At 52.1% G+C, this 25,222-nt stretch carries 24 protein-coding genes and 5 tRNA genes; 6 read left to right on the top strand and 23 right to left on the bottom strand.

What is annotated here, in order from left to right; genetic code table 11:
* Positions 1-10: 10 nt before the first annotated feature.
* The 6 genes from NR121_RS22040 to NR121_RS22065 all read right to left on the bottom strand — a co-directional run bounded on the left by NR121_RS22040 (position 11) and on the right by NR121_RS22065 (position 7,836).
* Entirely contained in the window at positions 11-1,348 is a 1,338-nt protein-coding gene (locus NR121_RS22040; protein WP_256831943.1) for an ABC transporter substrate-binding protein, read from the bottom strand.
* Positions 1,345-2,958, bottom strand: coding sequence for a response regulator (locus NR121_RS22045; RefSeq protein WP_256831944.1), 1,614 nt, complete (start codon positions 2,956-2,958; stop codon positions 1,345-1,347). The genes NR121_RS22040 and NR121_RS22045 overlap by 4 nt, the downstream gene beginning before the upstream one ends.
* Positions 2,959-2,961: 3 nt before the next feature.
* A complete protein-coding gene (locus NR121_RS22050) occupies positions 2,962-4,674 on the bottom strand; it encodes a cache domain-containing sensor histidine kinase (RefSeq protein ID WP_256831945.1) in 1,713 nt (570 codons plus the stop codon).
* 69 nt (positions 4,675-4,743) lie between these two features.
* A complete protein-coding gene (locus NR121_RS22055) occupies positions 4,744-5,583 on the bottom strand; it encodes a carbohydrate ABC transporter permease (protein ID WP_054818853.1) in 840 nt (279 codons plus the stop codon).
* Positions 5,580-6,482: a carbohydrate ABC transporter permease gene (locus NR121_RS22060; RefSeq protein WP_062409638.1), complete on the bottom strand. Its 903-nt coding sequence runs from the start codon at positions 6,480-6,482 to the stop codon at positions 5,580-5,582. The genes NR121_RS22055 and NR121_RS22060 overlap by 4 nt, the downstream gene beginning before the upstream one ends.
* A 76-nt stretch (positions 6,483-6,558) precedes the next feature.
* Complete coding sequence (locus tag NR121_RS22065) at positions 6,559-7,836, bottom strand: ABC transporter substrate-binding protein (RefSeq protein WP_062409639.1); 1,278 nt, start codon at positions 7,834-7,836, stop codon at positions 6,559-6,561.
* 295 nt (positions 7,837-8,131) lie between these two features.
* On the opposite strand from NR121_RS22065, the gene NR121_RS22070 reads away from it, so the two are divergent.
* On the top strand, positions 8,132-10,120 hold the full coding sequence (locus NR121_RS22070) for a glycoside hydrolase family 125 protein (RefSeq protein WP_256831946.1): 1,989 nt from the start codon (positions 8,132-8,134) through the stop codon (positions 10,118-10,120).
* 74 nt (positions 10,121-10,194) lie between these two features.
* Here NR121_RS22070 and NR121_RS22075 read toward each other — a convergent pair whose 3' ends face one another.
* From NR121_RS22075 to NR121_RS22105, 7 genes are all read right to left on the bottom strand, one after another.
* Positions 10,195-10,842 carry a response regulator gene (locus NR121_RS22075; protein WP_062409641.1) on the bottom strand — a complete coding sequence of 216 codons (648 nt, stop codon included), beginning with the start codon at positions 10,840-10,842 and terminating at the stop codon, positions 10,195-10,197.
* Positions 10,823-11,899: a sensor histidine kinase gene (locus tag NR121_RS22080; RefSeq protein ID WP_054818849.1), complete on the bottom strand. Its 1,077-nt coding sequence runs from the start codon at positions 11,897-11,899 to the stop codon at positions 10,823-10,825. Before NR121_RS22080 ends, NR121_RS22075 begins: the two co-directional genes overlap by 20 nt.
* 22 nt (positions 11,900-11,921) lie before the next feature.
* Positions 11,922-12,572: a cell wall-active antibiotics response protein LiaF gene (gene liaF / locus NR121_RS22085; protein ID WP_062409642.1), complete on the bottom strand. Its 651-nt coding sequence runs from the start codon at positions 12,570-12,572 to the stop codon at positions 11,922-11,924.
* Between the two features lie 136 nt (positions 12,573-12,708).
* Positions 12,709-13,407: a PspA/IM30 family protein gene (locus NR121_RS22090; RefSeq protein ID WP_062409643.1), complete on the bottom strand. Its 699-nt coding sequence runs from the start codon at positions 13,405-13,407 to the stop codon at positions 12,709-12,711.
* 2 nt (positions 13,408-13,409) lie between these two features.
* Positions 13,410-13,919 carry a PspC domain-containing protein gene (locus tag NR121_RS22095; RefSeq protein ID WP_054818847.1) on the bottom strand — a complete coding sequence of 170 codons (510 nt, stop codon included), beginning with the start codon at positions 13,917-13,919 and terminating at the stop codon, positions 13,410-13,412.
* A 2-nt stretch (positions 13,920-13,921) separates the two neighbouring features.
* Complete coding sequence (locus NR121_RS22100) at positions 13,922-14,596, bottom strand: PspA/IM30 family protein (protein WP_062409644.1); 675 nt, start codon at positions 14,594-14,596, stop codon at positions 13,922-13,924.
* A 43-nt stretch (positions 14,597-14,639) separates the two neighbouring features.
* Positions 14,640-14,939, bottom strand: coding sequence for a LiaF transmembrane domain-containing protein (locus tag NR121_RS22105; protein ID WP_054818846.1), 300 nt, complete (start codon positions 14,937-14,939; stop codon positions 14,640-14,642).
* A 225-nt stretch (positions 14,940-15,164) separates the two neighbouring features.
* Here NR121_RS22105 and NR121_RS22110 point away from each other — a divergent pair, with 225 nt between their 5' ends.
* The gene (locus tag NR121_RS22110) at positions 15,165-15,653 is read left to right on the top strand and encodes a hypothetical protein (RefSeq protein ID WP_054818845.1); all 489 of its coding nucleotides are present in this window, start codon (positions 15,165-15,167) and stop codon (positions 15,651-15,653) included.
* 353 nt (positions 15,654-16,006) lie between these two features.
* On the opposite strand, the gene NR121_RS22115 is transcribed toward NR121_RS22110, so the two are convergent.
* Positions 16,007-17,191 carry a GNAT family N-acetyltransferase gene (locus tag NR121_RS22115; protein WP_074729835.1) on the bottom strand — a complete coding sequence of 395 codons (1,185 nt, stop codon included), beginning with the start codon at positions 17,189-17,191 and terminating at the stop codon, positions 16,007-16,009.
* Between the two features lie 238 nt (positions 17,192-17,429).
* Here NR121_RS22115 and NR121_RS22120 point away from each other — a divergent pair, with 238 nt between their 5' ends.
* Positions 17,430-17,522 carry a sporulation protein YjcZ gene (locus NR121_RS22120; protein ID WP_083351381.1) on the top strand — a complete coding sequence of 31 codons (93 nt, stop codon included), beginning with the start codon at positions 17,430-17,432 and terminating at the stop codon, positions 17,520-17,522.
* A 60-nt stretch (positions 17,523-17,582) separates the two neighbouring features.
* On the opposite strand, the gene NR121_RS22125 is transcribed toward NR121_RS22120, so the two are convergent.
* The 4 genes from NR121_RS22125 to NR121_RS22140 form a co-directional block, all read right to left on the bottom strand.
* Positions 17,583-18,836 carry a molybdopterin molybdotransferase MoeA gene (locus tag NR121_RS22125; protein ID WP_256831947.1) on the bottom strand — a complete coding sequence of 418 codons (1,254 nt, stop codon included), beginning with the start codon at positions 18,834-18,836 and terminating at the stop codon, positions 17,583-17,585.
* Positions 18,837-18,910: 74 nt separating this feature from the next.
* Positions 18,911-19,561: a molybdenum cofactor guanylyltransferase gene (gene mobA, locus NR121_RS22130; RefSeq protein WP_054818844.1), complete on the bottom strand. Its 651-nt coding sequence runs from the start codon at positions 19,559-19,561 to the stop codon at positions 18,911-18,913.
* Between the two features lie 197 nt (positions 19,562-19,758).
* Positions 19,759-20,565: a pyruvate, water dikinase regulatory protein gene (locus tag NR121_RS22135; RefSeq protein ID WP_062409648.1), complete on the bottom strand. Its 807-nt coding sequence runs from the start codon at positions 20,563-20,565 to the stop codon at positions 19,759-19,761.
* 31 nt (positions 20,566-20,596) lie between these two features.
* On the bottom strand, positions 20,597-21,244 hold the full coding sequence (locus NR121_RS22140) for a helix-turn-helix transcriptional regulator (RefSeq protein ID WP_082660858.1): 648 nt from the start codon (positions 21,242-21,244) through the stop codon (positions 20,597-20,599).
* 231 nt (positions 21,245-21,475) lie between these two features.
* Between NR121_RS22140 and glpX the strand changes: the two genes are divergently transcribed.
* The 3 genes from glpX (at position 21,476) to NR121_RS22155 (ending at position 24,493) form a co-directional block, all read left to right on the top strand.
* Positions 21,476-22,450, top strand: a complete 975-nt coding sequence (gene glpX, locus NR121_RS22145; RefSeq protein WP_062409649.1) for a class II fructose-bisphosphatase — start codon at positions 21,476-21,478, stop codon at positions 22,448-22,450.
* Between the two features lie 76 nt (positions 22,451-22,526).
* The gene (locus NR121_RS22150; protein WP_062409650.1) at positions 22,527-23,345 is read left to right on the top strand and encodes a sulfite exporter TauE/SafE family protein; all 819 of its coding nucleotides are present in this window, start codon (positions 22,527-22,529) and stop codon (positions 23,343-23,345) included.
* Positions 23,346-23,440: 95 nt separating this feature from the next.
* On the top strand, positions 23,441-24,493 hold the full coding sequence (locus NR121_RS22155; protein ID WP_256831948.1) for a polysaccharide deacetylase family protein: 1,053 nt from the start codon (positions 23,441-23,443) through the stop codon (positions 24,491-24,493).
* 182 nt (positions 24,494-24,675) lie between these two features.
* Here the strand turns inward: NR121_RS22155 and NR121_RS22160 are convergent.
* The 5 genes from NR121_RS22160 to NR121_RS22180 all read right to left on the bottom strand — a co-directional run bounded on the left by NR121_RS22160 (position 24,676) and on the right by NR121_RS22180 (position 25,119).
* Positions 24,676-24,754, bottom strand: a tRNA-Leu gene (locus NR121_RS22160).
* A gap of 15 nt (positions 24,755-24,769) precedes the next feature.
* A tRNA-Arg gene (locus tag NR121_RS22165) sits at positions 24,770-24,843 on the bottom strand.
* Positions 24,844-24,868: 25 nt separating this feature from the next.
* Positions 24,869-24,957 (bottom strand) — tRNA-Leu (locus NR121_RS22170).
* Positions 24,958-24,964: 7 nt separating this feature from the next.
* Positions 24,965-25,038: transfer RNA gene (locus NR121_RS22175), tRNA-Cys, on the bottom strand.
* A 6-nt stretch (positions 25,039-25,044) separates the two neighbouring features.
* A tRNA-Gly gene (locus NR121_RS22180) sits at positions 25,045-25,119 on the bottom strand.
* Positions 25,120-25,222 lie beyond the last annotated feature (103 nt).

Here is a 25,222-nt window from a genome sequence, read left to right on the forward strand (position 1 = left end):
AGCCGGTTGGCTATGGCCTATTCAGTCCGGAAGCCGGTTCCGCCACGGAGGGCAGCTCTCCGACAATCCGGTCCACTGCCTGAAGCACCTTATCCGCCGGACTGCCCTGGCTCAAGGCGTCGTGCAGACCGATCTGCAGAACCGATGAAATATCGGCATAATGGGCGGCTTTGGGCCGGAAATGCGAATTGGCCAAGACGGCCGGTATATCCCGGTAAAAGGGATTGAAGGCGAGCACTTCAGGGTCCTCAAAGGTTCGTTTCATAACCGGTATCCTCGAGTGCTCGAGGGCGATCTGCTTTTGCGCTTCTTCGCCGATCAGAAATTTGAGAAAGGCAACCGCCGCCGCCTTACGGGATTCGGAGATGCGGGCGTTCATTCCCAGGCTCGAGCCGCCGATGCTTGAGCCTCCTGTCGTCCCGTGCGGACCGACAGGCAGAGGGGCAATCCCGATCCGGCCCTTGACTTTCGAGTCCTCCCGGTTGGATAGCCCCCATACGATCGGGCCGCTTCGCAGGAATGCGGCTCTCCCATCAAGGAACCAGTCTCTGGAATCCCCTTCTTTAAAATCCAATACCTCTTTAGGAGCAATGCCTTCCCGAATCAGCCGCTGCATATACTGCAAAGCTTCCACCGATTCCCGGCTGTACAGCTGAGGGCGGTCGCTTCGCTCGCCAAGCCGGCCGCCGTTATTCCATACGCTTTCCAGAAAATTCACGGTTAAGCCCTCATAGGCATTGGCTTGGAACACATATCCGTGTTCCACAAGCCCTGTGCGCTTCAGCATTTCCGCTTGCGCGATTAAGTCGTCCCAGGTAGCCGGGGGGCGCCGGTCCAACGATTCCAGCAGGTCCTTGCGGTAAAACAGCAGACCTGTATCGGCATACCAGGGCAGCGCATACATCCGGCCGCGGGAATAAACGCCCTCCAAAGGCTTAGGGAGCATGCCCTTCAATTCATTAGCCGGGAAATATTCGTCCAAGGGGGCCAGCCAGCCGGCGGAAGCGAACTCTTCAATCCATATGACATCCAGTGCGAACAAATCGGTATCCGTGGATCCGCTAACCAATTGATTGACGTATTCATTGTGCATCACATCGGAAATAGGCGGAAGAATAACCGTTTTGACTCGGATATCCGGGCGCTGCTTCATAAACGCCTCCGCCATTTTTTGCGCCGTCCCTGTTCCTGTTTCCAGAGAAGAGAACGTGATGGTCACCGGTTCCCTCGGAACAGGCTGAGGCTCGGGCGCATCCTTCGATTGGCAGGCTGCTGCAAACACCAGCGGCAATGCCATCAGCAGGAGAATATGCCCATTTCGCCTGACGCTCCGCCGCCATCCGGTCATAGGGCCTGTTCCTCCCTGATCGGGAGGACGGCATACTCGGACTTGTGCACATGCTGCTCCCGCCAATCCTTCGGCGTCATCCCGCTGTATTCTTTAAAGCAGCGGGTAAAATATTTATAGTCCGAAAAGCCGATCTCGCTTGCGATCTCATATATTTTTTTATGCGTATGCTTCAGCTGCTCCTTGGTCCATTCCATTTTCTGCTCCATCATGTATTCCAAGAATGTTTTTCCGACAGCCTGCTTGAACAAAGCGCTGAAGTGGCTTCGGCTCAGATGCACATGGTCGGCGACGTCGCTCATTTTCAGTTCATCATGCAGATGCTGCTGTATATAGGCAAGCGCCTTTTGAATTTCAGGACGCAGGGAGTTCAAGCCGGAGGAACCCTCCGCCTCCTGCTCCCACACAGCCAGCTCGCTTGCGACTAACTGTTTCACCTGCGACAGCTTCCCCATCTGCTGCAGCTCTTGAACGGCGGTTGCAGGCAGGGAAGGCTGATGCTTATGCCTTGCGAACCGGATCATCCCGATCATGGAAGACGCCATTTCCTTTACGGCGGCCGAGGAAACCCCCGGCCTCCACCTTTTCGTCAGCTGTTCGAACAGAGCTCGGGCCTCCGGCACCGCATTCCTGACCAGCGCCTCAACCCAAAGCTGCTTATCCTCTCCGGTAAACAAGACGCCCGATGCCTCCTGCAAAGCCGCAGAACCTTCGATCATATAGAAGGTCTTCACGCCTTCATCGTAAAAATAAGCTTCCTGTCCCCGCTTGGCCTGTTCAAAAGCCGGTTTGGCCTGACTGATGGAACTGAAGGGCGGAGCTGCCCCGATAAACAGCTCCTCTCTCCTGCAGCCGAACAGCTGAAGCAGGCGGCCGGACCAAATCTGCACCTTATGCTGCACCTCCAAGGCGGAAAGCGCCGATGGAAACCAAAGCAAAACGACCATATACGGCTCCGCGTCCAGCGTGCAGAACAGCTCCGTTTCCTCCGGGAACCGTTCCTCCAGCCGAAGGCAGTTCGTATATAGAGGCTGGGTATGTGCGGGAGCCCATGGGCGTGCGGCCAGCAGAAGGAAGCACTCGTTTTCCGTTCGATGAGCTTCTTTCACCGCGACGGACGGCTCCTTCGCCCCCACATTCTCACCTCCGGCCAGAATCATCCGAAGCTCGGCCTGCTTCTCCAGCCGCTTGCTTTGCTCGATCTGTCTGAGCAGCTCATCCACACTTTTGCGTTCCGCGAGTTTGGCTTGCACCTTGCTTAACGTCCGATCCACCTCTTGATCATCCATCGTCGTTTTCACCAAGTAATCGACCGCACCGAGGCTGATCGCCTCCTTGGCATATTCAAAATCATTATGACAACTCAAGATAACCGGAATGGTCTCCGGATACTGCTTCCGGAGCTCCTTAAGCAGCGTCAGCCCGTCCATTTGCGGCATCCGGATATCCGTGATAACAACGTCAGGCCGCAGAAGCTCCATCGCCTCAAGCGCTTTCATGCCGTTAGAAAAATCCCCTGCCACCTGCATGCCGTATTGCGCCCACGGAATAGTTGAAGCAAGCCCGCGACGAACCAATACTTCATCATCGACAATGATCACTTTCCACATCCGTTATCCCTCCCGAATCGGCAGACTGAGAAGCACTTTCGTTCCCTGGCCTACCTCGCTCATGATGCTGATGCCATAAGGACTTCCGTATAAGCGCTTGATTTTCTCCGCTACGTTAGGAATGCCGATTCCGCTGAACTTCCCTGCAAAATCACTTTCGCTGTGCAGCAGCTGCTCCACCTCTTCCGGCGTCATGCCGATCCCATCGTCCGTCACCGAGAGCAGAAGCGTGGTTCCGGACATTTTCGCTTCGATCCAGATATGCCCGGTTCCATCCTCCAGGCCATGGAAAATACTGTTTTCGACCAACGGCTGCAGGATCAGCCGCGGTACGATACATCTTCCCGCTTCCGGATCAATTTGATAATCGACGGCAAGCCCCTGGCCGAAACGGTACTGCTGAATCAGAATGTAATTGTGCAAATCCTCCAGTTCCTCGGTCAGCGTCACAAACGGGCCCTTCTTGCCGAGACTGGATTGGAGCAGCTTGATCAGCGCGGCAAGCAGTTCCTTGATCTGCGGAACGCCGTGCATGACGGCAAGCCATTGGACCGAATTCAGCGTATTGTATAAAAAGTGGGGATTGATCTGGTACTGCAACGCTTTCAGCTCGGCGTCCTTCTTGGCGCCTTCCTCTTCCTTCACCCGGTTTAACAGCGCGCAGATCGTGTCCAGCATTTCATTATAAGAGGTGCTCAACTCCCCGATTTCGTCATTGCCAAGCACTTGCACCCGGTTTTGAAACGAACCCGTTTTCGTGTTCCGGATCGCATTGCGCAGCAGACGCAGCGGCTTGAGCACGTGCTTGGAAAAAGCCAGCGCGAGCAGCAGACCCAAGAGCCCTGCCGCCGCCGTGATGGTAAGCGTGACGCCCCTGGCTTCCCTCGATGATGAGAATAGCTGCTCATAGGGAATACTGGCTGCGATCGTCCAGCCGGTTACCGGGGAGACACGGCGAATGGCCAGCTCGTCGGAAGTAGGGTTCAGCACATCCTCGTGACCGAGAACGGCTTTTCCGGCCAGATCGATTAAACCGACCTTTTGCCCCGCATACCCTATTCCCGTTTCGAATTCTCCAAGCAGCACGTCTGCGGACATGTGAACGAAAACCCATTCATGGTTCGCCCCCTGAGACGGGATCGGATAGAACAGATTGATGCTTTTGGGACCTTGCATCCGCAGCTTGTAATAATTGGCCGTATGCGGCGCTACAAAAACGCCGGGCTTGCTTTGAAGCACCTCCGGCCACCAGGGCTGATCTGCCAAACGGTCCGGCAGCAGGTCCGTATCCGTACCTGAGCGAACCTTGATCTTCCGGTCTGCGTCGGCAGACAGCAAATAAATACCGCGAATATAGGGCCGGCTTCCCTTTTGCGCATTCAAGAAGTAACGGATATCCAGTTCCTCTTTATACCGCTTTTGCAATTGGTCCACGCTGCTGCTCGCGCCCGTATCCTGGGGCTTTTGCAGCCATTGGACGATGGAACGGTCGAGCACGATCACCTTGGCTATGGAGATCAAATCGAGCATGTACGTGTCTACATTGCTGCTGATTTGCTGCAATGAGGCTTGGGCGGAAGCCGTCGTTTGCCGCTCGATGCTGCTTTCGAATTTATGGTAAGCGAAAATATTGACGATCGTCAGCGGAACAACCGCCAGCACCAAAAAAGAAAGGACCAATCGCGCGCGGATTTTTAAATGAAAGGTCCACCGCATTGATCTCACCACGTTTCCGGTAGGTTCATCTTGTCTGTTTAGCCGAAGAATGATTCAGATACCCACAGATTATCCCTTGACGGCACCTGACGTCAACCCCGAAATAATTCTTCTTTGGAATATTAATACCAGAATGACCAACGGGAAGGTAGATATAAAAGAAGCGGCCGAGATTTGCCCCCAGGGCACATCGTAATCCGACGGCAGGCCGACGATCGCAACCGGCATCGTTTTGAGCGCATCCTTGGAAATGAATGTAACGGCATACAAAAATTCGTTCCAGGCAAAAATGAAGACCAGGATCGCCGTAGTAAACATCCCCGGAGCCACAAGCGGCAACAGTATTTTATAGAACGTTTGAAAGGGTGTCGCTCCGTCCACATCTGCCGATTCGTCCAGTTCCTTCGGCAGCTTGCGGAAAAAGGTGGTCAGGTTCCACAGCGAAAACGGCAGCGTAAAGGCGATATAAGGGAAAATCAGCGCCATGTACGTATTCATCAGATCCAGCTTCTGAATCATAAAATATAAAGGTGAAATGATGACCATCGCCGGGAACATGGAAATGCCGAGCACGAAATAAAGAATCACTTTGGAGCCCGGAAATTTGAGCCGAGCTAGTGCGTATGCGGCAATGGAAGAAACCATTAACGCAATCAGCATGCTGAGTGAAGCCACAAAAAAGCTGTTGACCAAATATTTAAGGAAAGCTTTCTTTTGGAAAACGTCGATATAGTTGTGCCAATACGTTAAGTCCGGTAACCAGCGAATATCATTAATGTTATACAGCACCCGTTCGTCCTGGAAGGAGGCGTTGGTGATCCAGTAAAACGGAAACACCGTAAACAGCACCGCACCGATGACGATCAATACTAAAGCGGCTTTTTCCCATGAAGCGGTTTTGGTTTTCATGCACGTTCCTCCTTCTCCGACAGAGTCCAAATGTAGATGGCGCTGATCGCCGCAATCACAACCAGGATGGATACAGCCAGCGTTGAGCCGTAACCGAAATCCAAATCTTTAAACAACGTTTTGTAGGCGTACAGGCTTGTCACTTCCGTCGCGTTGCCCGGTCCGCCCATGGTCATAACATAGACCAGATCGAAGACGCGGAAGCTGTCCAGCGTACGGAACAGAACAGCTACCAGAATGGTCGATTTGATCATCGGCAGCGTGATGGAGAAAAATTGGCGGAGACGCGTTGCGCCGTCTACCGAAGCCGATTCATACATATCTTTGGGAATCATCTGCAGGCCGGCCAAAATCAGCAGGGCCATAAACGGTGTCGTTTTCCATACGTCGGAAACAATGACCGCCGCAAGCGCGCTTGCCGGTTCGGACAACCAGGCGTGATATTGGTCGATCATGCCAAGCTTGCCAAGCAAAATATTGACGAAGCCCCACTGGTCGTTATACAGCCACAGCCACATGGTGGCCGAAACGACGGTTGGAATGGCCCACGGCACCAAAGCGGCAGCTCTTACAATACCGATCATCCGCAGAGGCAAATTCATAACGAGAGCCAATAGTAATCCCAGCACCAGCTCGAAGAATACGCTGACGACGGTGAAAATCATGGTATTCGCCAGCGAATTCCAGAATCTCGCGTCGTGAATCAATTTTTTGTAGTTCTCCATACCGATAAACTGCTGATCCTGAGGAGCCAGAAGCGAATATTCATAAAAGCTGAGCTTGACCGTCTGAAACAGCGGATAGATCGCTACCAACAGAATAAGCAGGATTGCCGGCGCTACAAAAATGTAACCCCATACCGCCTTTCTTTTCTCCAAATAGGTCATTTGTGTTTTCATTGCTTGTGCAGCTCCTTACTTGCATCATAATCCCCTCCGCCGTTTGGCAGAGGGGTGCCGGTCATGAAAATCGACATTATTTTGCAACGTCCTCAAGCTTCTTCTGAAGATCCGACAGCGCCTGCTCAACCGGTTTTTGACCGTTGAAGGCAAGCGATACCTCCTGTTGGATCGCTTCGGTGACTTTGCCGTAACGCGGAGACTTCGGACGGGAAACACCGTTTTTCAGTACTTCATAGAAGCTTTTGAATGAATCGTTCTTGGTCAGCACTTCTTGATCTTCGTACAAAGATACATCCGACGGCAAGCGTCCGCCCTCGATCGCCTTCACCTTTTGCTGCTTCGCTTCGGTCATCCATTGGATGAATTCAAAAGCTTCTTTCGGATGCTTGGACGTTTGGGATACAGCCAGGTTCCAACCGCCGAGTGTGGAGGCATGCTTACCGTTCTCGCCTTTAGGCAGCGGCACTACGCCAACCTTGCCCTTGACTGCGCTGCCTTCTTTTTCGGCAAGAGGCCATGCGGAGTTCCAATGTCTCATGAACACGGCGTTGCCGTTGAGGAATGTCTCTTGGCTTTCTTTTTCCATATAGGTGTTCACGCCGTTTGGCATAACCTCCTTCAGCTTTACCATCGTCTGAAGCGCTTTTACGTTTTCGGGCGAATTCACAACCGGCTTGCCGGAATCATCCAAAATTTTGCCGTTATACGATTCCATGATCTCCAGCACATTGGTGACCAAGCCTTCATACTGCTTGTATTGGCCGACAAAGCCGTTCATGTTGTATTTTTGGCCAAGCTCTTTGGAAAGCGTCAAAAGCTCATCCCAGGTTTGAGGCGGCTGGACGCCTTCTTTCTCCAGAATGTCTTTGCGGTAGTACAGCATGCCCGCCGTAGAGTTCCACGGAACCGCATACATTTTGCCATCTACCGTCACCGCGTCAACCGGCGCTTTCAAGAATCCGGTTTTCACCTTTTCCTTCATGGCCGCATCCATCAAATCGTCAACCGGGCTGATCCAGCCGGCCTTCGCAAATTCGCTGATCCATACGATATCAAGGCCGAGGACATCCAATGAATCGTCCTTAGCCGCCAGCCATGTCGTCAATCGGTCTCTCAGCTCTCCGGATGGCAGCGGTTTATACGTTACTTTAATATCGGGATGAGACTGGTTAAACGTCTCTACCAGCTTCTTATCTACACCCACACCGTCATCAAAGATGGTAAACGTCAGTTCAACCGGCTTTTTAGCTGCCTCATCCTTGCCCGCACCCGCTTCCTGGTTTTCTCCTGACGGAGAGCAGCCGGTTACAGCCAAGCTCAACAGCAGTAAACTCGCAGCCCATTTTTTCATTTCTTTGTTCCTCCCTTTTTTGCTTGCTTTGTTTTGTAAATGGTTACACCGGTCATTATAGAGGATGAAATGAAAACGGTAACATGGGTCAATCATCTGTTTACGGGGGTCAATTGTCCGATGAAACCCCTTACAATAATCCCGAATTTCCCATTTGGGGTAGATTGTCTGATTCATGGTGGTCATTCGTCCTGACCTTTGCCGGAGCACTAGCCGCCCGGGAGCGGGGATGATACGCTTTCATCAATAATCCATCTTATTGACCATGGTTTTTGGAAAGGAGTCATATACGTTCATGATTCGCGATATGATTGGAGCCTCCGCCGCTATCCGGCAGATTCCTTCACACGGCCAAGACAAGCCGCTGGACACAGGAGGCGCAGGAATCACCGCCAGCATCGGAAACGACGGCAAGCTGCGTTCTTTCAATGACAAGCACAGCGTTCACGGCTATGTCACCCTGACCGGCATAGAACCGTTTCCTAACTCGGAGTGGTACCACTCCGATTATGTTCGCAGCTACCGTACTCTCCTTGTGGAATCGGACGTTACCGGCTTCGGCTGCGTGCCGGAGCAGGCTGAAGATACCCGCCTTTTCCTCATCGATCACCGCTACCCGGCATGGGAATCCGCCGGCGGTTCCTGGGAAGCGGCGGCAATTTATCTCGTTGATGAATCGGCGACCGGTTCACCCAGACTCGTGCAGTGGGTCCGCTGCAGGAATACAAGCGGAGAGCCGATCGATATGCGCTGGAATTTCGGGGGGCGCTTTAGCCTGCACCGCTGCAGCTATGGACAGCTGACCGAGGGCGGACCTATACCGCTTCCGGAGACGAAGCTCGGACTATCGGCCGATCAGCGGGGCTTATATATCCAGAGCCCTTCGTATGCCGCTGAGGCCGCAATTCTTTTATTCGGCTGGGATCATGCCCTGGAGGAGGAGCCACGCAGCATCAGCAAAAACACCGATAAACCGGTCGATTATTCCAAACCTCTGACCGTACGGCTTATGCCCGGCGAAACCAGGGATCTGTTCGTCACCCATCAGATCAGGGATTTGAACGATACGGCAGGCACGAATTCGTTTCATTACGGAGCGCCGAACGCCGACGATTTGACTGCCGCCATCGGCTCCAACGACCTGAAGCTTCTGCCTTCTGCCGAAGCTCTGCCTGGCATCCATATTTGGGCCAGGAATGTGGATTATATTCTTTCGTGCTGCGCCGTTCCCGTCAGGCCGGATTACTGCTGCATTTTGACCGATCACCAGCTTCTTCCTTTATCGTGGAACCGCGATTCATTCTACATGATGATGCTGCTCGTACAGGCCTACGAACAGGCGGAGCATCTATTCCGTAATCCGGAAAAAATCAGACGGCGGATTCTGCATGTATTGCGGGGGCATCTGTTATGGATGTTCGAGCGGGCGGATTGTCCGGAGCAATATTGGGGCCGGGCCTATCTGACGAACGGGTACTGCAAGGATTTGATCTACCAGCTTGATCAGCAGTGTTATCCGCTCTGGGAGCTGGCCGTCTATTATCAGCTGACGGAAGACAGAGCGGTGCTGGAGCGCTGCAAGGACCGATTCGTACAGGCGGTTCAAGGGCTGTTCCATGTGAAAGATCCCGACCATTGGCTGTTCCGCACCGCCGAAACGCCGGCGGACGATAAAGTGGAGCTGCCGTATCATCTGTCCAGTCATATTCTGCTGTGGAAAACCTTACAAGCGGTCGAACAGCTAAATCAAACCACAGGTTGGCTTCAGGAAGATATCGGAGCCTGGGCGGAGGGCGTCAAACAAGCGGTAGCCGAACATTTCAGCGGAAGCTGGAAAGGCAGCCCGGTTTGGGCTTACTTAACCGATGGGCGCGGGCGGCACTCCTACTATCACGATGCCAATGATCTGCCGACCGTGCTGGCGCCGGAATGGGGATTTGTCGAGCCCGGGACGCAAGCGTGGGAGCAGTGGAACGCGACGATGGCCTTCGCTTTTACGGAAGAAAACAAGGGAGGATTTTACCCTGGACCGTTCGGGGGCCTCGGGTCCGTTCATACGCCGCACCCATGGCCGCTTGGCGATGCTCAGGAGCTGGCTTGGCACCGGTTAAACGGCAGGCCGGAGGATTGGGCCCGGGTGTGGAGCAAGCTTCAGGCGACCGGCCAGCGGGACGGCCTGTTCTCCGAAGCTGTAGACGAGCAAACCGGCCGCGTCCGGTCCCGTTATTGGTTTTCCTGGCCCGGTGCGGCCATCGCGATGGAATGGCTTAAGCACAGCCGTTGATCATTGAAGGTTTAAGCAACAGCGGCAGGACCGCCCCGCAAGCGAATGAAACGGCTTGCGGGGCGGTCCGTCTATTATTCCACCAAACCTTGCTTATAAGCGTAAATGGCCGCCTGCGTCCGGTCTTCCACACCGAGCTTGGCGAGAATGTTCGTGACGTGAAACTTCACCGTCTTCACGCCGATGAACAGCTCGTCGGCCACATCCTGATTGGACTTGCCCGAGGCAATCAAACGCAGCACTTCCATCTCGCGCTCGGTCAGCTCCTCGTGGGGCAGCGATGCCTGCTTCGGCTGGCGCAGGCGGTTCATCAGCTTGGAAGCAACCTGCGGCTCGAGCACCGACTGACCCTTCACCGCAGAGCGGATCGCCTGGGCGATTTCACCGGCGCGCGACGTTTTCAGAAGATAGCTGAATGCGCCCGCCTCGATAACGGGATATATTTTCTCGTCATCGATAAAGCTGGTCAGCACGATAACCTTGCAGTCCGGGTGCTGCTGCAGCAGCCGGCGCGTCGTCTCGATGCCGTCCATGCCGTCCATGACCAAATCCATCAGCACGACATCCGGCTTATACTCAAGCGCCATACGGATGCCCTCCTGACCGCTGCTCGCTTCGCCCACCACCTCTATACCGTCCTCCGTGCCAAGCACGGCCGCCAGACCAATGCGAACCATCTCATGATCGTCCACCAGCAGTACTTTAATCGTCGCTTCTTCCATTCTGATGTCCTCCTTCCGCCATAATCGGAATCCGAATATCAATACGCGTCCCCTTACCGGGAGCGGTAACTAAATTCATTGATCCGCCGATCTCGATGACGCGCTCCTTCATGGTGACAATCCCGTAAGAAGCCTGTTTTTTCATATCCAAATCAAAGCCGACGCCGTCATCCCAAATCAACAGCCGGACGGCATCCGCCGACGGCCTCGTAAGGCGAACCTCCAGCTTGGAAGCCTTGGAATGCCGAAGCGCATTGGACATCGCCTCCTGCACAATGCGGAACAGATGGTCCTCAATGCCCCGCGGCAGCTTGATATCCTCGGTCAGCTCCCAATTGATCTGCATCGGCACCTTGGCGGACAATTCCTGCATCAGCTCGACAAGCCCTTCGGACAGCCGTTTGCCCTCCAGATGAACGGGCCGCAGGTGCAACAGCAGCGCTCTCATCTCCGACTGCGCTACAGAAGCCATCTCCTCGATCAAATAAATCTGCCGCTGCGCCTTGTCGAAATCTTTATCCAGCGTCCGCAGAGCGGCCGTCGCCGTCATCGAAATGGCGAACAGCTGCTGGCTGACGGCATCGTGCAGCTCCCTGGCCAGACGCTGCCGCTCCTCCACAATGGCCGAATACTTGGCCTTTTGCGCAAGCTGCGCGTTGTTGTTGGACAGCCGCTGAAGCGAGGTAACCTGCTCCTCCCACTTTTTCGTGATCGCATTTAGCTGCTCCCCCAGACGGCCGATCTCGTCTTCGCCCAACGGAGGTACCGAGCGGCTAAGGTTTCCTTTTTCCAGGGAGAGCATTACTTCACGCAGAAGCTCCAGCCTCCGCTTCATACGGCTGCTGTACCAAAGCCCGTAACAGCCGCCGATGACGACAACGATGGTGATGAGGGTAAGACTAACCCATACGCCTTGCTGCCATGATTCGAACGCTTTTATATATCCCTTGGATTGCAGGAAATAGACTATAACGGCAAACAAAACAAGGCTGAGCCCGATCGACTCTGCCATGCTTCGCCATATCATGTTGGTCAGACGTTTGTCATGTCCATCCATTTCCTAAGCGCCTCCAACGGTTTTAAACGATTTTAATATCAATGTCGGCCACGATATACGAAATTTCCAGGTTCACCTGATGAACCGCAGTCCGATAATTGGGCGACTGCCAGACCATTTTATTGAGTACCCCGGCCTCTTTATCATAGCCGATGCTCGTCTGTCCGAACAATACCGACGCCGATACAGACAAGCCTACATCTTCGGGTACGATCAAATCGATATCGGCGATCACGCCCTGCAGGATGATCGTCGTTTCTTTCTGCTCGGGAATGGCATACGTTAAATCCATCTGCAGCTCCCCAAGCACGTTCCAGATTGACATGCTGCGTAAAATCCACGGTTCCCTGCCCCACCGGATGCTTTCGATCAGGCTTTGCTTGCGAACGTGACGGCCATCCTGATGCATTTTACGCATTTTATTGTAAAAAAAGCCGAGCGAAATCAGAATAATCGCCACAATCATGGGCAAATTGCCGCCTACCAGAAGCAGCAGCCCGATGATCATCAGCCCGTAACCTTTTCTCTCGTCTCCCGAATGAAATTTATGGACACCGATCAGAAGTAAAAAGAGGGCTACCACGGTAAAAAAACTGAGATGATTGTCCGCCAGCAAAAACAATCCTGCGCCAATAAGTATAAGCGCAATGTTGTGATTGCGTTTGCGATGCATCCGTGCCGCCCCCTTTCGCCTAGTCTCCGGTGATTTAAGTAAAAGCCATAGCGGCTTGGAACGGCCCTCTATGGCTTTTGCCTTTCATAGCATATCACAATTGTCCACTTTGCTCCAAGCGCATTTTTCCTTGCGTTTACTGCCCTTGTTCGGAGGATATTTTTTCTTTCAGAAGCTGCAGCTGATCATCTATTTTTTGCTGTTTTGCCGGATCTGCGGCTATTGTGCTGCCGTAAAGGGAGCCTGCGTAGGCAGAGCCTGCATAGGGCTTGCGCGCCAATTCCGCTTCCACTTCCAGCGTCATGATTTTCTCTTCCATGCGGCGGAAGCCTTTCACGGCGCTGCCTCCATCAATCACGTTCTGATTTGTGACCTCGGCCATTTGCTTTTTCGCTTTCGCGAGCTGCGCTCTGGAAACCAGTTCGCTGCGTTTATTACGCATTTGGTAATAGGCATCCTTCATTTCGTGCAGCTGCTGCAGCAGCTCCGCTGCTTGAGCCTTCGCCTGCTCGTGCATTTCCGCATATTCCGTGATTTTTCCGTCATAGTACAATTTTTGCTCTAAAGCTTGCCGCGCCGTCGCCTCTTGACCGTTCTTCAGTGCTTCTCTGGCCTGTTCTTCGTATTGCGCACTGAGGCGGACCGCTTCTTCCCCGCGCTCTTTCAGCTTGCGCTCGCTGGAGATTTGACGGGCTACCGTCACTTCAGCCTGTGCGATTTCCTCTTCCATATCCCGAAGATATTGGTTCAGCATGACGATCGGATCTTCCACCTTATCCAACAATTCATGCATCGATGCTTTTGTCATATCCTTAATTCTTTTAAATACTCCCATGGCTACACATCTCCTTTAGGTTGATTTTGTTGTTTTTCATATTGCGCGACTTTGGCGCGAAGCTCTTCGATTTCTTTTCTCAAGGCTTTCTTTTCAATGTCTTTCATCATATCGTCCAGGTTGCTTCTGGCCGGTTCTCCGTATCCGGAAGCGGGCTGTGCGTACTCTCTTTCATAAGCAGGGTTGTCATGCTGCGGAGCCCAGCCGTACTTTTGCGCCTTGCGATAGTGCTTCTCCGCGCGCTTCCAATCCTTACAGCTGCCCCACTTGTGGCCGAAGCCGCCTTCCGAAGCGTACCCTGGACCTCCGCCGTAGGGTCCCCCTGTATAAGGCTCGTTCGGAATGACCAGTGCAGCCAGGAAATAGAGCGGGACAACGACCCCCACCGAAAAGAACGCCGCGATCACGACCAGAAGGCGCAGCAGCGTGGCGTCGATGCCGAACAGCTCGGCAAGACCTCCGCACAGGCCGGTAATTTGGCGGTCGGTACGTGAACGGTAAATTTTAGTCATAGTTAATTCCAGCCCTCCTGCTTCAGTTTATTGCGCAGCTTCGCAAGCTCCTGCTCCACCGCTTGTGTTGCGGTCCCGCTGACATTCGTCCAAGCCTCGCGCATCCCGCTTCTCACTTCCCTGAGTGTACGGGCCGACAGTTCCATATCGGACACCCGCTCCTCCAGCCGGTCGAACATCCGTGGTGTCGGACCGCCTCCCGAATGACGCAGCCTCTCGTTCATGCGCTGCTGCAGCTTGATGGATTCGAGCCTTGCGATGTAATAACTGCGTTTGGAAACGACCTCGTCAAAATCCGCCTTGAGCTGCTGAAGCTGGTCCTCCAACTCAACGATGCCCACCTTGCTTTGATCGTACAGCGCTTTATACTGTGCCGCCTTCTCCTCCTGCTGCATTTTTTCCTGCAGCGCGATGCGCGCGATTTCATCCTCGCCGGCTTTGAGCGCCAAGAGCGCTTGCTGCTCCCTGCGTTCCTTCATCTTCTCGGCCGAGGTGTACTGCTGACGGAGCGATGCCGCATGCGTCAAACACTGATGCAAAAGCCGTTCGGACTCTCGGATTTGCTCCGATTGGTTCGCCAGATATTTGTCAATCAAGCGTACCGGATCTTCCGCATTCTCCAGCATTTCGTTAAAATGCGCTACCGTTATGTCCCGGAATCGTTTGCCTAAACTCATGCTTTGGTCAACCACCTTTTCTCCTGAATTTCGTTAATGTTGTCTAGTAAGCTTTCTTGCCCCGGAGCATGGACACTCCGTACCAGATCAATCCGACAGCAATCAGAATTCCGATCAAGCCCGACAGCTTGCCGAGAAGAATCATTCCGCCCAAGACGATCAAAATCCAGCCGATGATGCTCTTTCCGTTTTTCAGCCCCAGAAATCCGAGACCCACCATCGCTGCCGGGAACAGGAATCCCATCAAATGATGCCCGAAGTGAAAGCCCATTTTGTTCAACAGGATCAAGGATCCGAAGGTGATCAACAGCAGCGCCAATCCGACATGTTTGTTCACTTTCATTTACTTCGCTCACCGCCTTTCGTTTCGTTGTCGGTCGTTTATGTCTTTATTTTAGGGGAATAGGGCTCCCTTCAAAACGGACCTACGGCGGTTTTTGAAACTGGACCTAAGTCCAGTAACCAACCCTCCTGCGGACAAGCAAGCTCCGGGACCGGCAGACCGCATGATAACGCGAACCACGGGCATAATAGACTTAACCAATTCAAGAACAGGATGGTAAACAAGATGAAATTCACAAAATACACAACCACGCTTTGGGCGGTCATCGCTCTTTTGCTGATGCTGCCGATGTTGGGAGCCGCCGTCGCCCCGAATTCGAATGCCGGTTCACAGCAGGAATCCGTCCCTGCTCCGGTACTCATCTATGACGTTAAGCAGGATAAAGTAGTCCAAGCGATTCCTAATACAGCCGAACTCCGCCAAGAGGCGTCGGACTGGTTTCAGCGAGTCGGAGGCTTATCCGGAAGATTCAGTGTCGGAGCGAACAGCGGTATTGTCATCCGGGTGCCGTTCCAGCCCCCGCTGCCCGTGACCAAGGCCGGTTTATCTTTTCAGTGCAAAGAACTGTTCGTCATCCTTCCCAGCCACGAAGAAAAAGAAAGCCCCCAGCTGCTGGCGTTCAGCACGGAGGACAAAACGTTCGTATTCGAATGTTCTTACCAAGTATTCGAGCCGTTTCTCAAAAAGTATAATATCGCTTTTGAAAGCTTATGACAGGGTTCGCCCGCTTCACTTAAGGAGAGATGCACGAATAAAATCGGAACCCCTCACCCCTGTATATGGGGTTTTCAACTCTTATGGGCACTATCCCTAAGGCTCAGATAATCGCAAACGTACAAGCGGTCCTTTTTAAAAAAACAACTAAAATAAATACTTGAAATCAGAGCGTATGTTCGATATAATTTGATTAGGAACATTTGTTCGGATGTCCATGATAGAACAATGAACTGAGCTATGGGGATAATGGCCATAAGGACTTTGAAGTACAATATATCATGGGATGAGCAGCGTCGAATTTCATTTCAGTTCACGCCACATCTCGAGATTTCAGCCACAGCAGCACCCGATTAGAAAAAATCAGGCAAATAGGTTTGACGCACGGGAATAAGCCGCTCCAACCTTTCGACCATTTCCGGCTTGCAATGCAACCTGCCTATTTCCCTCAAAAAACCCGGCCGCTGATAGCCCATGAGCATCGTAGACAATGTTTGAATGTCGCACTGTACTAATGGCCAATCCACCGTCGTTCCTGAATCATCAGCCACCCGCGCCGTTCCGGACTCATCTATCTTCACTTCGAACATCCGGTTGTTCCACTCTGCATGGGCATCCGACACGTCCAAAAGCAGCGTACTCTCTGTCCCTGAAGCGAAAGGATATTTCTCCAGAAAGCTTGCCGCATCTACGATCCGAGCCATAAAGTAAGGCACCAGCTCTTGCTTCACCCTGGGGTTGTCCAACAGGAAGGGCAGCCGATCATCCGAAGGTGCATTCACGATCAGCTTATCGATCATTGAATCGTGATCCGCCAAAAAACGCCACATTCCCATACGGGCCTCATGGTGCAGACTGACGAACTCATGAACTCTTAATACCCTTTCCTTTACCTGATAAAAAACGTATCCTGCCGGCTGGCCTTCCGTATCGTAATACACTGCGACTGTGCCCTGCTTATTTGCAAAAATGCGTTCCCGCCACCATGATTCATCTCTGACCAAAGCGCCGTTATACCGGGAGGCATATTTTCCGTAGATACTTCCCAGCAAAGGAAAATCCTGTCCGATGCGTAGGATGCGTCCAGGTTGTGGACCTACTTTCGGCAGCAGTCCCGAAGGAATCTCATAAATTTTGTAATCCGTATAGGTCTCCCAACCATATTTACGGTAAAACGCAAACTGAAAGGGATGCAAAAACGATATGGTTTGTCCTTTATCCCGCATGACGCGTAATGCATTGGCCAGCAATTGTGCTACAAGACCGCCGCGCCGGTACTCCGGCCACGTCGCCACTCCGGCGATGCCGCCCATAGCAAATGTTTTGCCCTGAATACGAGTCTCCAGGTTGAGAATCTTCATTTTGGAAGCCAGCCGTCCATCCACATATGCCCCCCACAATTCATCGGAGTGAAGGTTGGCTTTACGTCTCTCCCGCTCTCCCGGCGTAAGTACGTTTTGAAAAGCAAATTCGGACAGCTCCAGACTCTCTGCAAAATGCTCGCTTGGAATATTGCGAATCTCTACTTTTCTATTCATGCACTATCCCTTTCCTTCCCCTTACGATCATTTTCACGATTCGATCGATTTACAATTCGCCACCATTTCATTGTGCAGCAAACGCCGCTTTTAAACAACCTATTTCACCGGATCCGGCAGCGTACTCCTTAGAGGGACAGGTGTTTTTCCCCAATCCCCCCCAATTCGGGTATACGTCCAATCAGCAGACATTATTTCCTCATATCTTATATCAGATTTTCTGAAAGGGGGATATCACATGAGCTTTGCTGGAGGCTTCTTTACGACCACTGGTGTCATATTGGTACTCTTTATCCTTCTAGTTATTGTCTCCCGTGCATGGTTTATCTAATGCCCAAAAACCCAAAACCCCCGGCCGGGTTTTCGCCCTCCGGGGGTTTTCAATTTTGTCTTAATTCTCAGATAACCACATAATACGAACCTTCTCCCCCTGTGCTGCCCCCCTACCGCCCGAGGGAATGCAGATCAGGCAGTCGGCATCTTTAATCGACACCATGATACTTGATTTGTCGAGTCCAGCCGGCCGGACCTTTACCATACCGCCTTCGATACGCGAAGTTCCGCGCACATAACGGGGATACGCAGAGCCTTTGCTATAATCCACATCCAAAAAAGCCTCGGCTTCCGGCAGCAGTGGATGGTTCGCACCGAGAGACGCCTTCATAAACGGTCGAACGAGCAGCTCAAAGCCTACATAAGAGGCTCCGGGATTACCCGACAGCGCGAAAAGCGGCTTACCGTGCCACATACCGCATGATGTCGGGCTTCCCGGACGCATGGAAACCTTATTAAACAACAGGGTTCCGTCCCACCGTTCGAACAAATCGACCAGCACATCCTTATCGCCAACCGAGACGCCCCCGGTTGTAATCACGATATCAGCCCATTCGAGCGCAGCTAGCAGCTGTTTTTCTACAACCTCTGCCTCGTCAGGCAAAATCGGCATCATTTGTGGAAGCCCGCCTGCTCCCTTGACTTGGCAGGCCAGCATATAACTGTTGCTTCCGCGAATTTTACCGGGAGCAAGCGGTGAGTCCACAGGCAGCAGCTCGGAGCCGGTAGAAAAAATCGCCACCTTAGGCTGCTGAAAGACCGGTACGCGGTGGAATCCAAAGGTAGCCAGTATGGCAGCCTCACCCGGTCCGATGATACAGCCCCGTTCCAACAGCGGTACGCCCGGCGACACTTCCTGGCCTATCGGCGTGATGTTCTCGCCTGCTTTCATCGCTTTACGTATCCCTACAGTTCCATCCTTTGCATCCTCAGCCCTGTCAGTCATCTCCAGCATAATCACCGCGTCAGCGCCTTCCGGCACGACAGCTCCGGTCATGATCCGTGACGCTTGTCCCGGTCCGATCGCTTTGGTCGGTACCGAGCCGCAGGGGATCATTTCCGTGACCTCCATCCTAATAGGAGCATCAGCTGCAGCCGACGTCGTATCTACTGCTCTCACCGCATACCCGTCTACTCCCGACCTGCGAAAATGCGGCACCGGCTCGTGTGCGGTCATGTCCTGTGCCAGTCTTCTCCCAAATGCTTCCTCCAGCGGAACCTCTTCTGTCTTCATCAGCTGTGCTTGCTGAAGCACTTGCCGCTGCGCTTCCTCTAAAGTCACTGCCCTCCGGCCAAATCTTAAACTGCCCACGTGTTACCCTCCAATTCGCGAAGTACGTCTGACTGTCGGTGTATGGTTCTGCTCTTCGCTCTGAAGCCTATTCATCATCTCATGAAATAACCGCTTCCAAGGCTCAAAAGCTTATTATACTCATCCGGATTGTTAATGTTTCCTGTAAAATCAGTCGGAATCCCCAGTTCTGCAAAGAATGAGGCATCCGCTTCCTGCACACGAAGCTCACGGAGCAAACGCATCATCCGGTAATCTTCTTCAGCGAGCAGGCGCTCCACGATTTGAAGGCATCGACGGTGGTACAAGCCATGCAGCGGATGCAAACGTTCATGCAGCCGCGCAATCACCGCATCGCTATCGGTATCTTTTCGCAACCCGCTCATCGCTTCCGCGGCTCGGGCATTGACCAAGGGCATATCGCAGCCGACAACCCACAATTCGTCGTTACGTACGGCGGTCATGGCTGCCTGCAGCCCGGCAAGCGGTCCTTTCCCCGGCTGCAAATCGGGAATGACGCGAACGGCTCCGGCGAATGGCTTCAGTTCATCCTCATACCGCTCTGGCTCTTGGGTTACTAGAATCAGCTCACTGCAGACCCTGCCAAGCTCCGTCAGCTGCCTAGCCAAAAACGTCCGGCCTTCGTACTTTAGCAGCGCCTTGCTGTCACCGCCCATGCGCCGGTTCAATCCGCCGGCCAAGATGATGCCCGACCTTTCCGTTTCCTTTGGGCTTCTGTCTTGCATCGGACAAACCCCCGCCTTTATGCTCGTTCTTATTTCATTCCTTACTATAGGACAAAGAAGATGGAATGTCTATGGTTGATAGCTCTCAGTCACGCAAGGGTCATTCTCGCTGCCTCGCGACTTCCATGCCCGCTGCCTGAAATGAAAAAAACCTGAACCATTCTCCGGTCCAAGCTTTTTCCTAGCGGATTCATATATTATTGTAAATAACCCATTATAATGCCAGCCGTTTCTTCAATCGCTTTGTCCGTTACATTAATGACCAAGCAGCCCACCTGCTTCATCAAGTCTTGGGCGTATCGAAGCTCTTCGTCGATTCGTTCCATGGTTGCATACTTTGCTCCAAAAGGGAGCCCTACGGCCTTCAACCGTTCCGTACGAATTTTGTACAGCTTCTCGGCATCCATCGTTAGGCCGACGATCCGGTTACTCGGCACGAGGAACAACTCCTTAGGCGCCTTTACCTCCGGTACCAGCGGAAGATTGGATACCTTGATCCCCTTGTGAGCCAAAAAAATGCTCAGCGGCGTCTTGGAGGTTCGCGATACGCCGATCAGAACCAGTTGGGCCTTCAGCAGCGCACTCGTGTCGCGTCCGTCATCACATTTGACGGCAAATTCAATGGCTTCCACCCGGCGGAAATAATCTTCATCCATCAGATGGAGAAGACCCGGCTTACGTTTGGGCGCATCGTTAAATGTGTCGACAAACGCCTCCATCATCGGTCCCATGATATCCACGGCTCTGACACCCAGCCGGATCGCTTCCTCCTTCATGGTCTCTCTCAGTTCTGGCTGTACCAGCGTATATGCGACAAAACCGCCCCTTTGGGCAGCCTCCTCCAATATTGTACGGATCTCATCCTCACTCTTGATATGACCGATTCGTTTCGTTCTCACCTGATGTGCGTCAAACTGTCGAATCGTCGCTCTCACGACCGCCTCGGCCGTTTCTCCGACGGAATCCGAACAGATTGTAATTTCATACGACTGATCTTCACTCATCCGGTTCCTTCTCCTTTTATCCGCAAAATCCTTAATGGCCAACAGCCATATCCAGCAAAATTTTTGTCATAATGGTTTTGGTTATTCTGCCGACCACATCCCAACGGGGGATACCTCCCGTCTGCTCGAGCTTCGACGGTACGACTACCGGCAAGCTGTCCACCTGGTGATTAATCATTTTCTTAGCCGCATCGACCACCGATTCATCAGGCGACACGTGAATGACGTTGGGCTCGCGCGTCATCACCATACTGACGGGCATGGTGGCAGCATTCGTATTGCCGAATGTAAACTTGAGCAGGTCCTTGCGTGATATGATACCGGACAAGCACCCCTGATCATCCACGACGATCAAGCTGCCCACATTTTCCATAAAAAGTGAAACAACAGCATCGCCTACGGACGCATTTTCCTTCACAATAACAGGAAGCGCCTGCACTTCTTTAACTTTCGTATTCAACAGCTTCCTGGATGCATGGAGACCCGGAGACATAGCCGAGCCCGGTGTATACCCTACCTTCGGCTTGGCGTCTATGAGGCCCAGCATCACAAGCAGCGCCAGGTCCGATCGTAACGTCGGGCGGCTAAGCCCAAGCATTTCCGCTATTTGTTCGCCTGTAATTGGCGCATTTGCTTTTACCAGTTCTACGATCTGTAATTGGCGTGCAGTCAGTTCGATGACCGGTCCCTCCTCATTTCAAAGCAGCCACTGCTGTCTGCCTTTTGATTCCTATCCAATTGTACCAAAAATGCTCTCAAACTCATAGAACTGTAACTCAGTTTATTTTACCGATGAATTATGGTGTACTTTTATCGCAATGTTGCTTTATTTATTGCGTATTATTTAATATTTAATTATACTATATATAATTGTAAATGAACACCATTATTGTTGGGAGGCACGAATGGGATGGAAAGGGAATTGGCGCTCGAGATAGTACGAGTCACAGAACTCGCCGCATTATCGGCTGCAAAATGGATGGGCCGGGGCGATAAAAATCAGGCAGATGGAGCTGCAACCGCAGCGATGCGCGCCATGTTCGATTCTGTATCCATTCGGGGAACCGTAGTGATTGGTGAGGGCGAAATGGATGAAGCTCCTATGCTTTATATTGGGGAGCAAGTCGGCAACGGACAAGGACCAGAGGTTGACGTAGCCGTCGATCCGCTTGAGGGTACCGAGCTTGTAGCCAAAGGGCTTAACAATGCCCTAGCCGTTATCGCCATCGCAGGTAAAGGAAATTTACTGCATGCCCCGGATATGTATATGGAGAAAATAGCGGTAGGACCTGCGCTTGCCGGACAATTAAGTTTGACCGAACCGCTGGAAAAGACGCTGAAGCGTGCTGCTGAAGTGCTCGATAAACCACTAAGCAACTTGACGATCATGATTCTTGACCGGGAACGGCATCGCGAACGAATCGAGACCTTGCGCCGAGTAGGCGTACGGATTAAATTCTTGAGCGACGGCGATGTAGCCGGGGCCATAGCGCCTGCCTTATCCGAATCCGGAATCGACATGTACGTAGGCTCCGGCGGAGCCCCTGAAGGGGTACTGGCGGCCGCGGCACTGCGATGCTTGGGCGGAGAACTGTTAGGCCGACTACTGCCGGCGAACGATGAAGAATATGACCGCTGTATTGCTATGGGTATCAAGGATCCGCACAAAATATTGACAATGAACGATATGGTTGGAACGGATGATGTTATCTTTGCGGCTACCGGCATTACCCCGGGAGAAATTTTGAACGGCGTCCGGTATATGCCTAACTTGAGGGCGGAGACGCATTCGATCGTCATGCGCGCAAAAACCCGTACGATCCGTTTTATCCAATCGAGCCATTATTTACCTAATAAACAATTACTTCAAGAAACCTATATTTAATTTAGGGCGGTTGATTTCTTCCTTTCCTGTGTTACTATTTACTTAGAATAAATGGATATGGGAGAAGGAATAACGCATGGATATCCTGTTTTATACCGTCGTCGGTCTGATTGCCGCCACGTTCGGAAGCTTGGTCGGCCTCGGCGGCGGTATTATTATTGTCCCCGCGCTTGTTTACTTGGGGCCTTATTTTATTGGCGAATCCATTCCGATTTCAACCGCCGTTGGAACATCGTTAGCCGTTCTTATTTTCACAGCTTTATCTTCTACAGTAACCTTTTTTAAACAAAAACGAGTCGATTTTAAAAGCGGGTGGCTCCTTTTCATCACCTGCGGTCCCGGAGCCATGCTTGGTTCCTACACTACGCAATACGTCAATGCCAAGTCGTTTCAGCTGGGCTTCGGAATATTCATGCTGTTTATGGCCGTCCTGCTTATACTTCGGGATTACCTCAAGCCGTTGGATATCAAGTGGAGCATTGAGCGAACGTATACGGACGGGAAAGGGCAAACCTTTCAATACGGTTACAGCGTTCTACCGGTGCTGGTCATCGGGCTCGCCGTCGGATTCATTGCCGGGTTGTTTGGCGTCGGCGGGGGAGCCCTGCTCGTACCGGTTATGGTTATTTTATTTCGTTATCCTCCCCATGTGGCTACTGCAACATCCATGTTTGTTATTTTACTCTCCGCTCTGATGGGAAGCACCACTCATTTTGCACTGGGTGAAGTGAATTTATGGATGGTGCTTGGATTAGCGCCAACCGCCATCGTTGGAGGGTGGCTGGGTGCAGTCATTGCAAGCCGGCTCGGCAGTAAAAAGCTGCTTTGGGTGCTTCGTGTCACCTTCTTGCTTGTAGCGTTGAAGATGATATGGGAAGGCGCATTTTTAAGCTGAAGACAAATATTCATATGTAAGTCAATTATAGCCGCACGGACAGAAGGCTCATAAGGGATAATTCCCTCCTCCTTATCCAAAACTAAAAGAACTGTATGTTTAGTGATAAGGGGGAGCCTTTTATGTATCGACAACCGTTCGCGGCTTTTTTCTATGCTTTAATGTTGGGTATGCTCTTATCTTCCTGTACCGGGACTACGAATGATGATTCAGATATGCCCAATCCTGAGCCGCAATCATTCCTACAGGCCAATCGTATTTCCAAGCTGGAACCACCGATTCCCGATCAAATCATTCCGATCCCGGAACGTAAGCCAGACCATCAACAATCAACTCAGGAGTCTCCTCCCCCGGCGGCGGCTACGGTAGAAAAACCAGTGGCTCAGCCGGAAGCTAAGCCCAAATCCACTCCAATCCAAAAGGCAAACAAGAAGAGGTCACCTTCTTCGGAAAAACCCGCCAGGGAGGTGGCTACTCGGAACAAAGCGTTAACTTTATCCCAGTTAGTTAAAAAGTATCCTGATCTATTGCTGCTCAAAGGTCCTGAAGCATCGAGACAAGTGGCTCTCACTTTCGATGACGCACCGGATAAGCAGTATACTCCTCAAGTGCTAAATGTATTAAAACAATACAATGTCCGAGCTACATTCTTTATTCTGGGGTCCCAAGCAGAACAACATCCTGAGATCGTCAAGCGCATTGCGCGAGAAGGGCATGTGATCGGAAACCATTCCTATAATCATAAGCTGTTCACTAAACTATCTGACGAGAGCTTTAAATCTCAGGTGCTGCTTACACAAGCATCTTTGAAGTCTCTGATCGGCTATTCCCCCAGATTGATTCGGCCTCCTTTCGGAGAGATTAATGAAAATCAACTGTTGTGGGCTTCCATGCAAGGTTACCGCATCGTCAATTGGAATGTCGATTCGGAGGATTGGAAACAGCTCAATCGGGAACAAGTCACAAACAATATTTTAAACCATGTAAAAAAGGGATCGATCGTTCTTCAACACTCCGGCGGCGGACCTGGACAAAACTTAAGCGGAACCGTCGAAGCTCTACCCACCGTCATCCAAACCTTGCAGTCGCGCGGTTACCAGCTTGTCACTTTACCCGAGCTGCTTCAAGTGTCCAAACAGTTAAAGTAGCAGCATTTTCGTATTCAGGCACAAATCTTCATCCGCTCAATGAGCTGACTTACGGCGAGCCTGCTTTAGGCCTGGTTACTGCGTTCCAACTAATCTGATGGTCATTATGTCTAACTTGGCAGGCGCATTACGCAAAAGAGCTCTTAGGATTTATTATCCTAAGAGCTCTTTTCCATGTTGAATACCGGCGAGAGGACTCGAACCTCCACCCTTTCGGACTCGATTTTGAGTCGAGCGCGTCTGCCATTCCGCCACGCCGGCAAATAAAATTTACTCCGTGCCCTGAGAGATTCGAACTCCCGACCTTTTGATTCGTAGTCAAACGCTCTATCCAGCTGAGCTAAGGGCACATGTTTATTTAATTAATTGTTGGAGTGGTGCCGAAGACCAGACTTGAACTGGTACGGTAGTCACCTACCGCAGGATTTTAAGTCCTGTGCGTCTGCCGATTCCGCCACTCCGGCAAAAGAATGGAGGCGCCACCCAGATTCGAACTGGGGGTAAAGCTTTTGCAGAGCTCTGCCTTACCACTTGGCTATGGCGCCGTATAATGGAGCGGAAGACGGGATTCGAACCCGCGACCCTCGCCTTGGCAAGGCGATGCTCTACCCCTGAGCCACTTCCGCATATTAAATATCGGACCCAAGTTGAATAGTTTTCTCCAAGAGTCCGTTACTGGGGATCTAGGATTCGAACCTAGGCATGACGGAGTCAAAGTCCGTTGCCTTA

This window comes from Paenibacillus sp. Pae15 (assembly GCF_024519685.1).
GTDB classification, from domain to species: Bacteria; Bacillota; Bacilli; order Paenibacillales; family NBRC-103111; genus Paenibacillus_G; species Paenibacillus_G naphthalenovorans.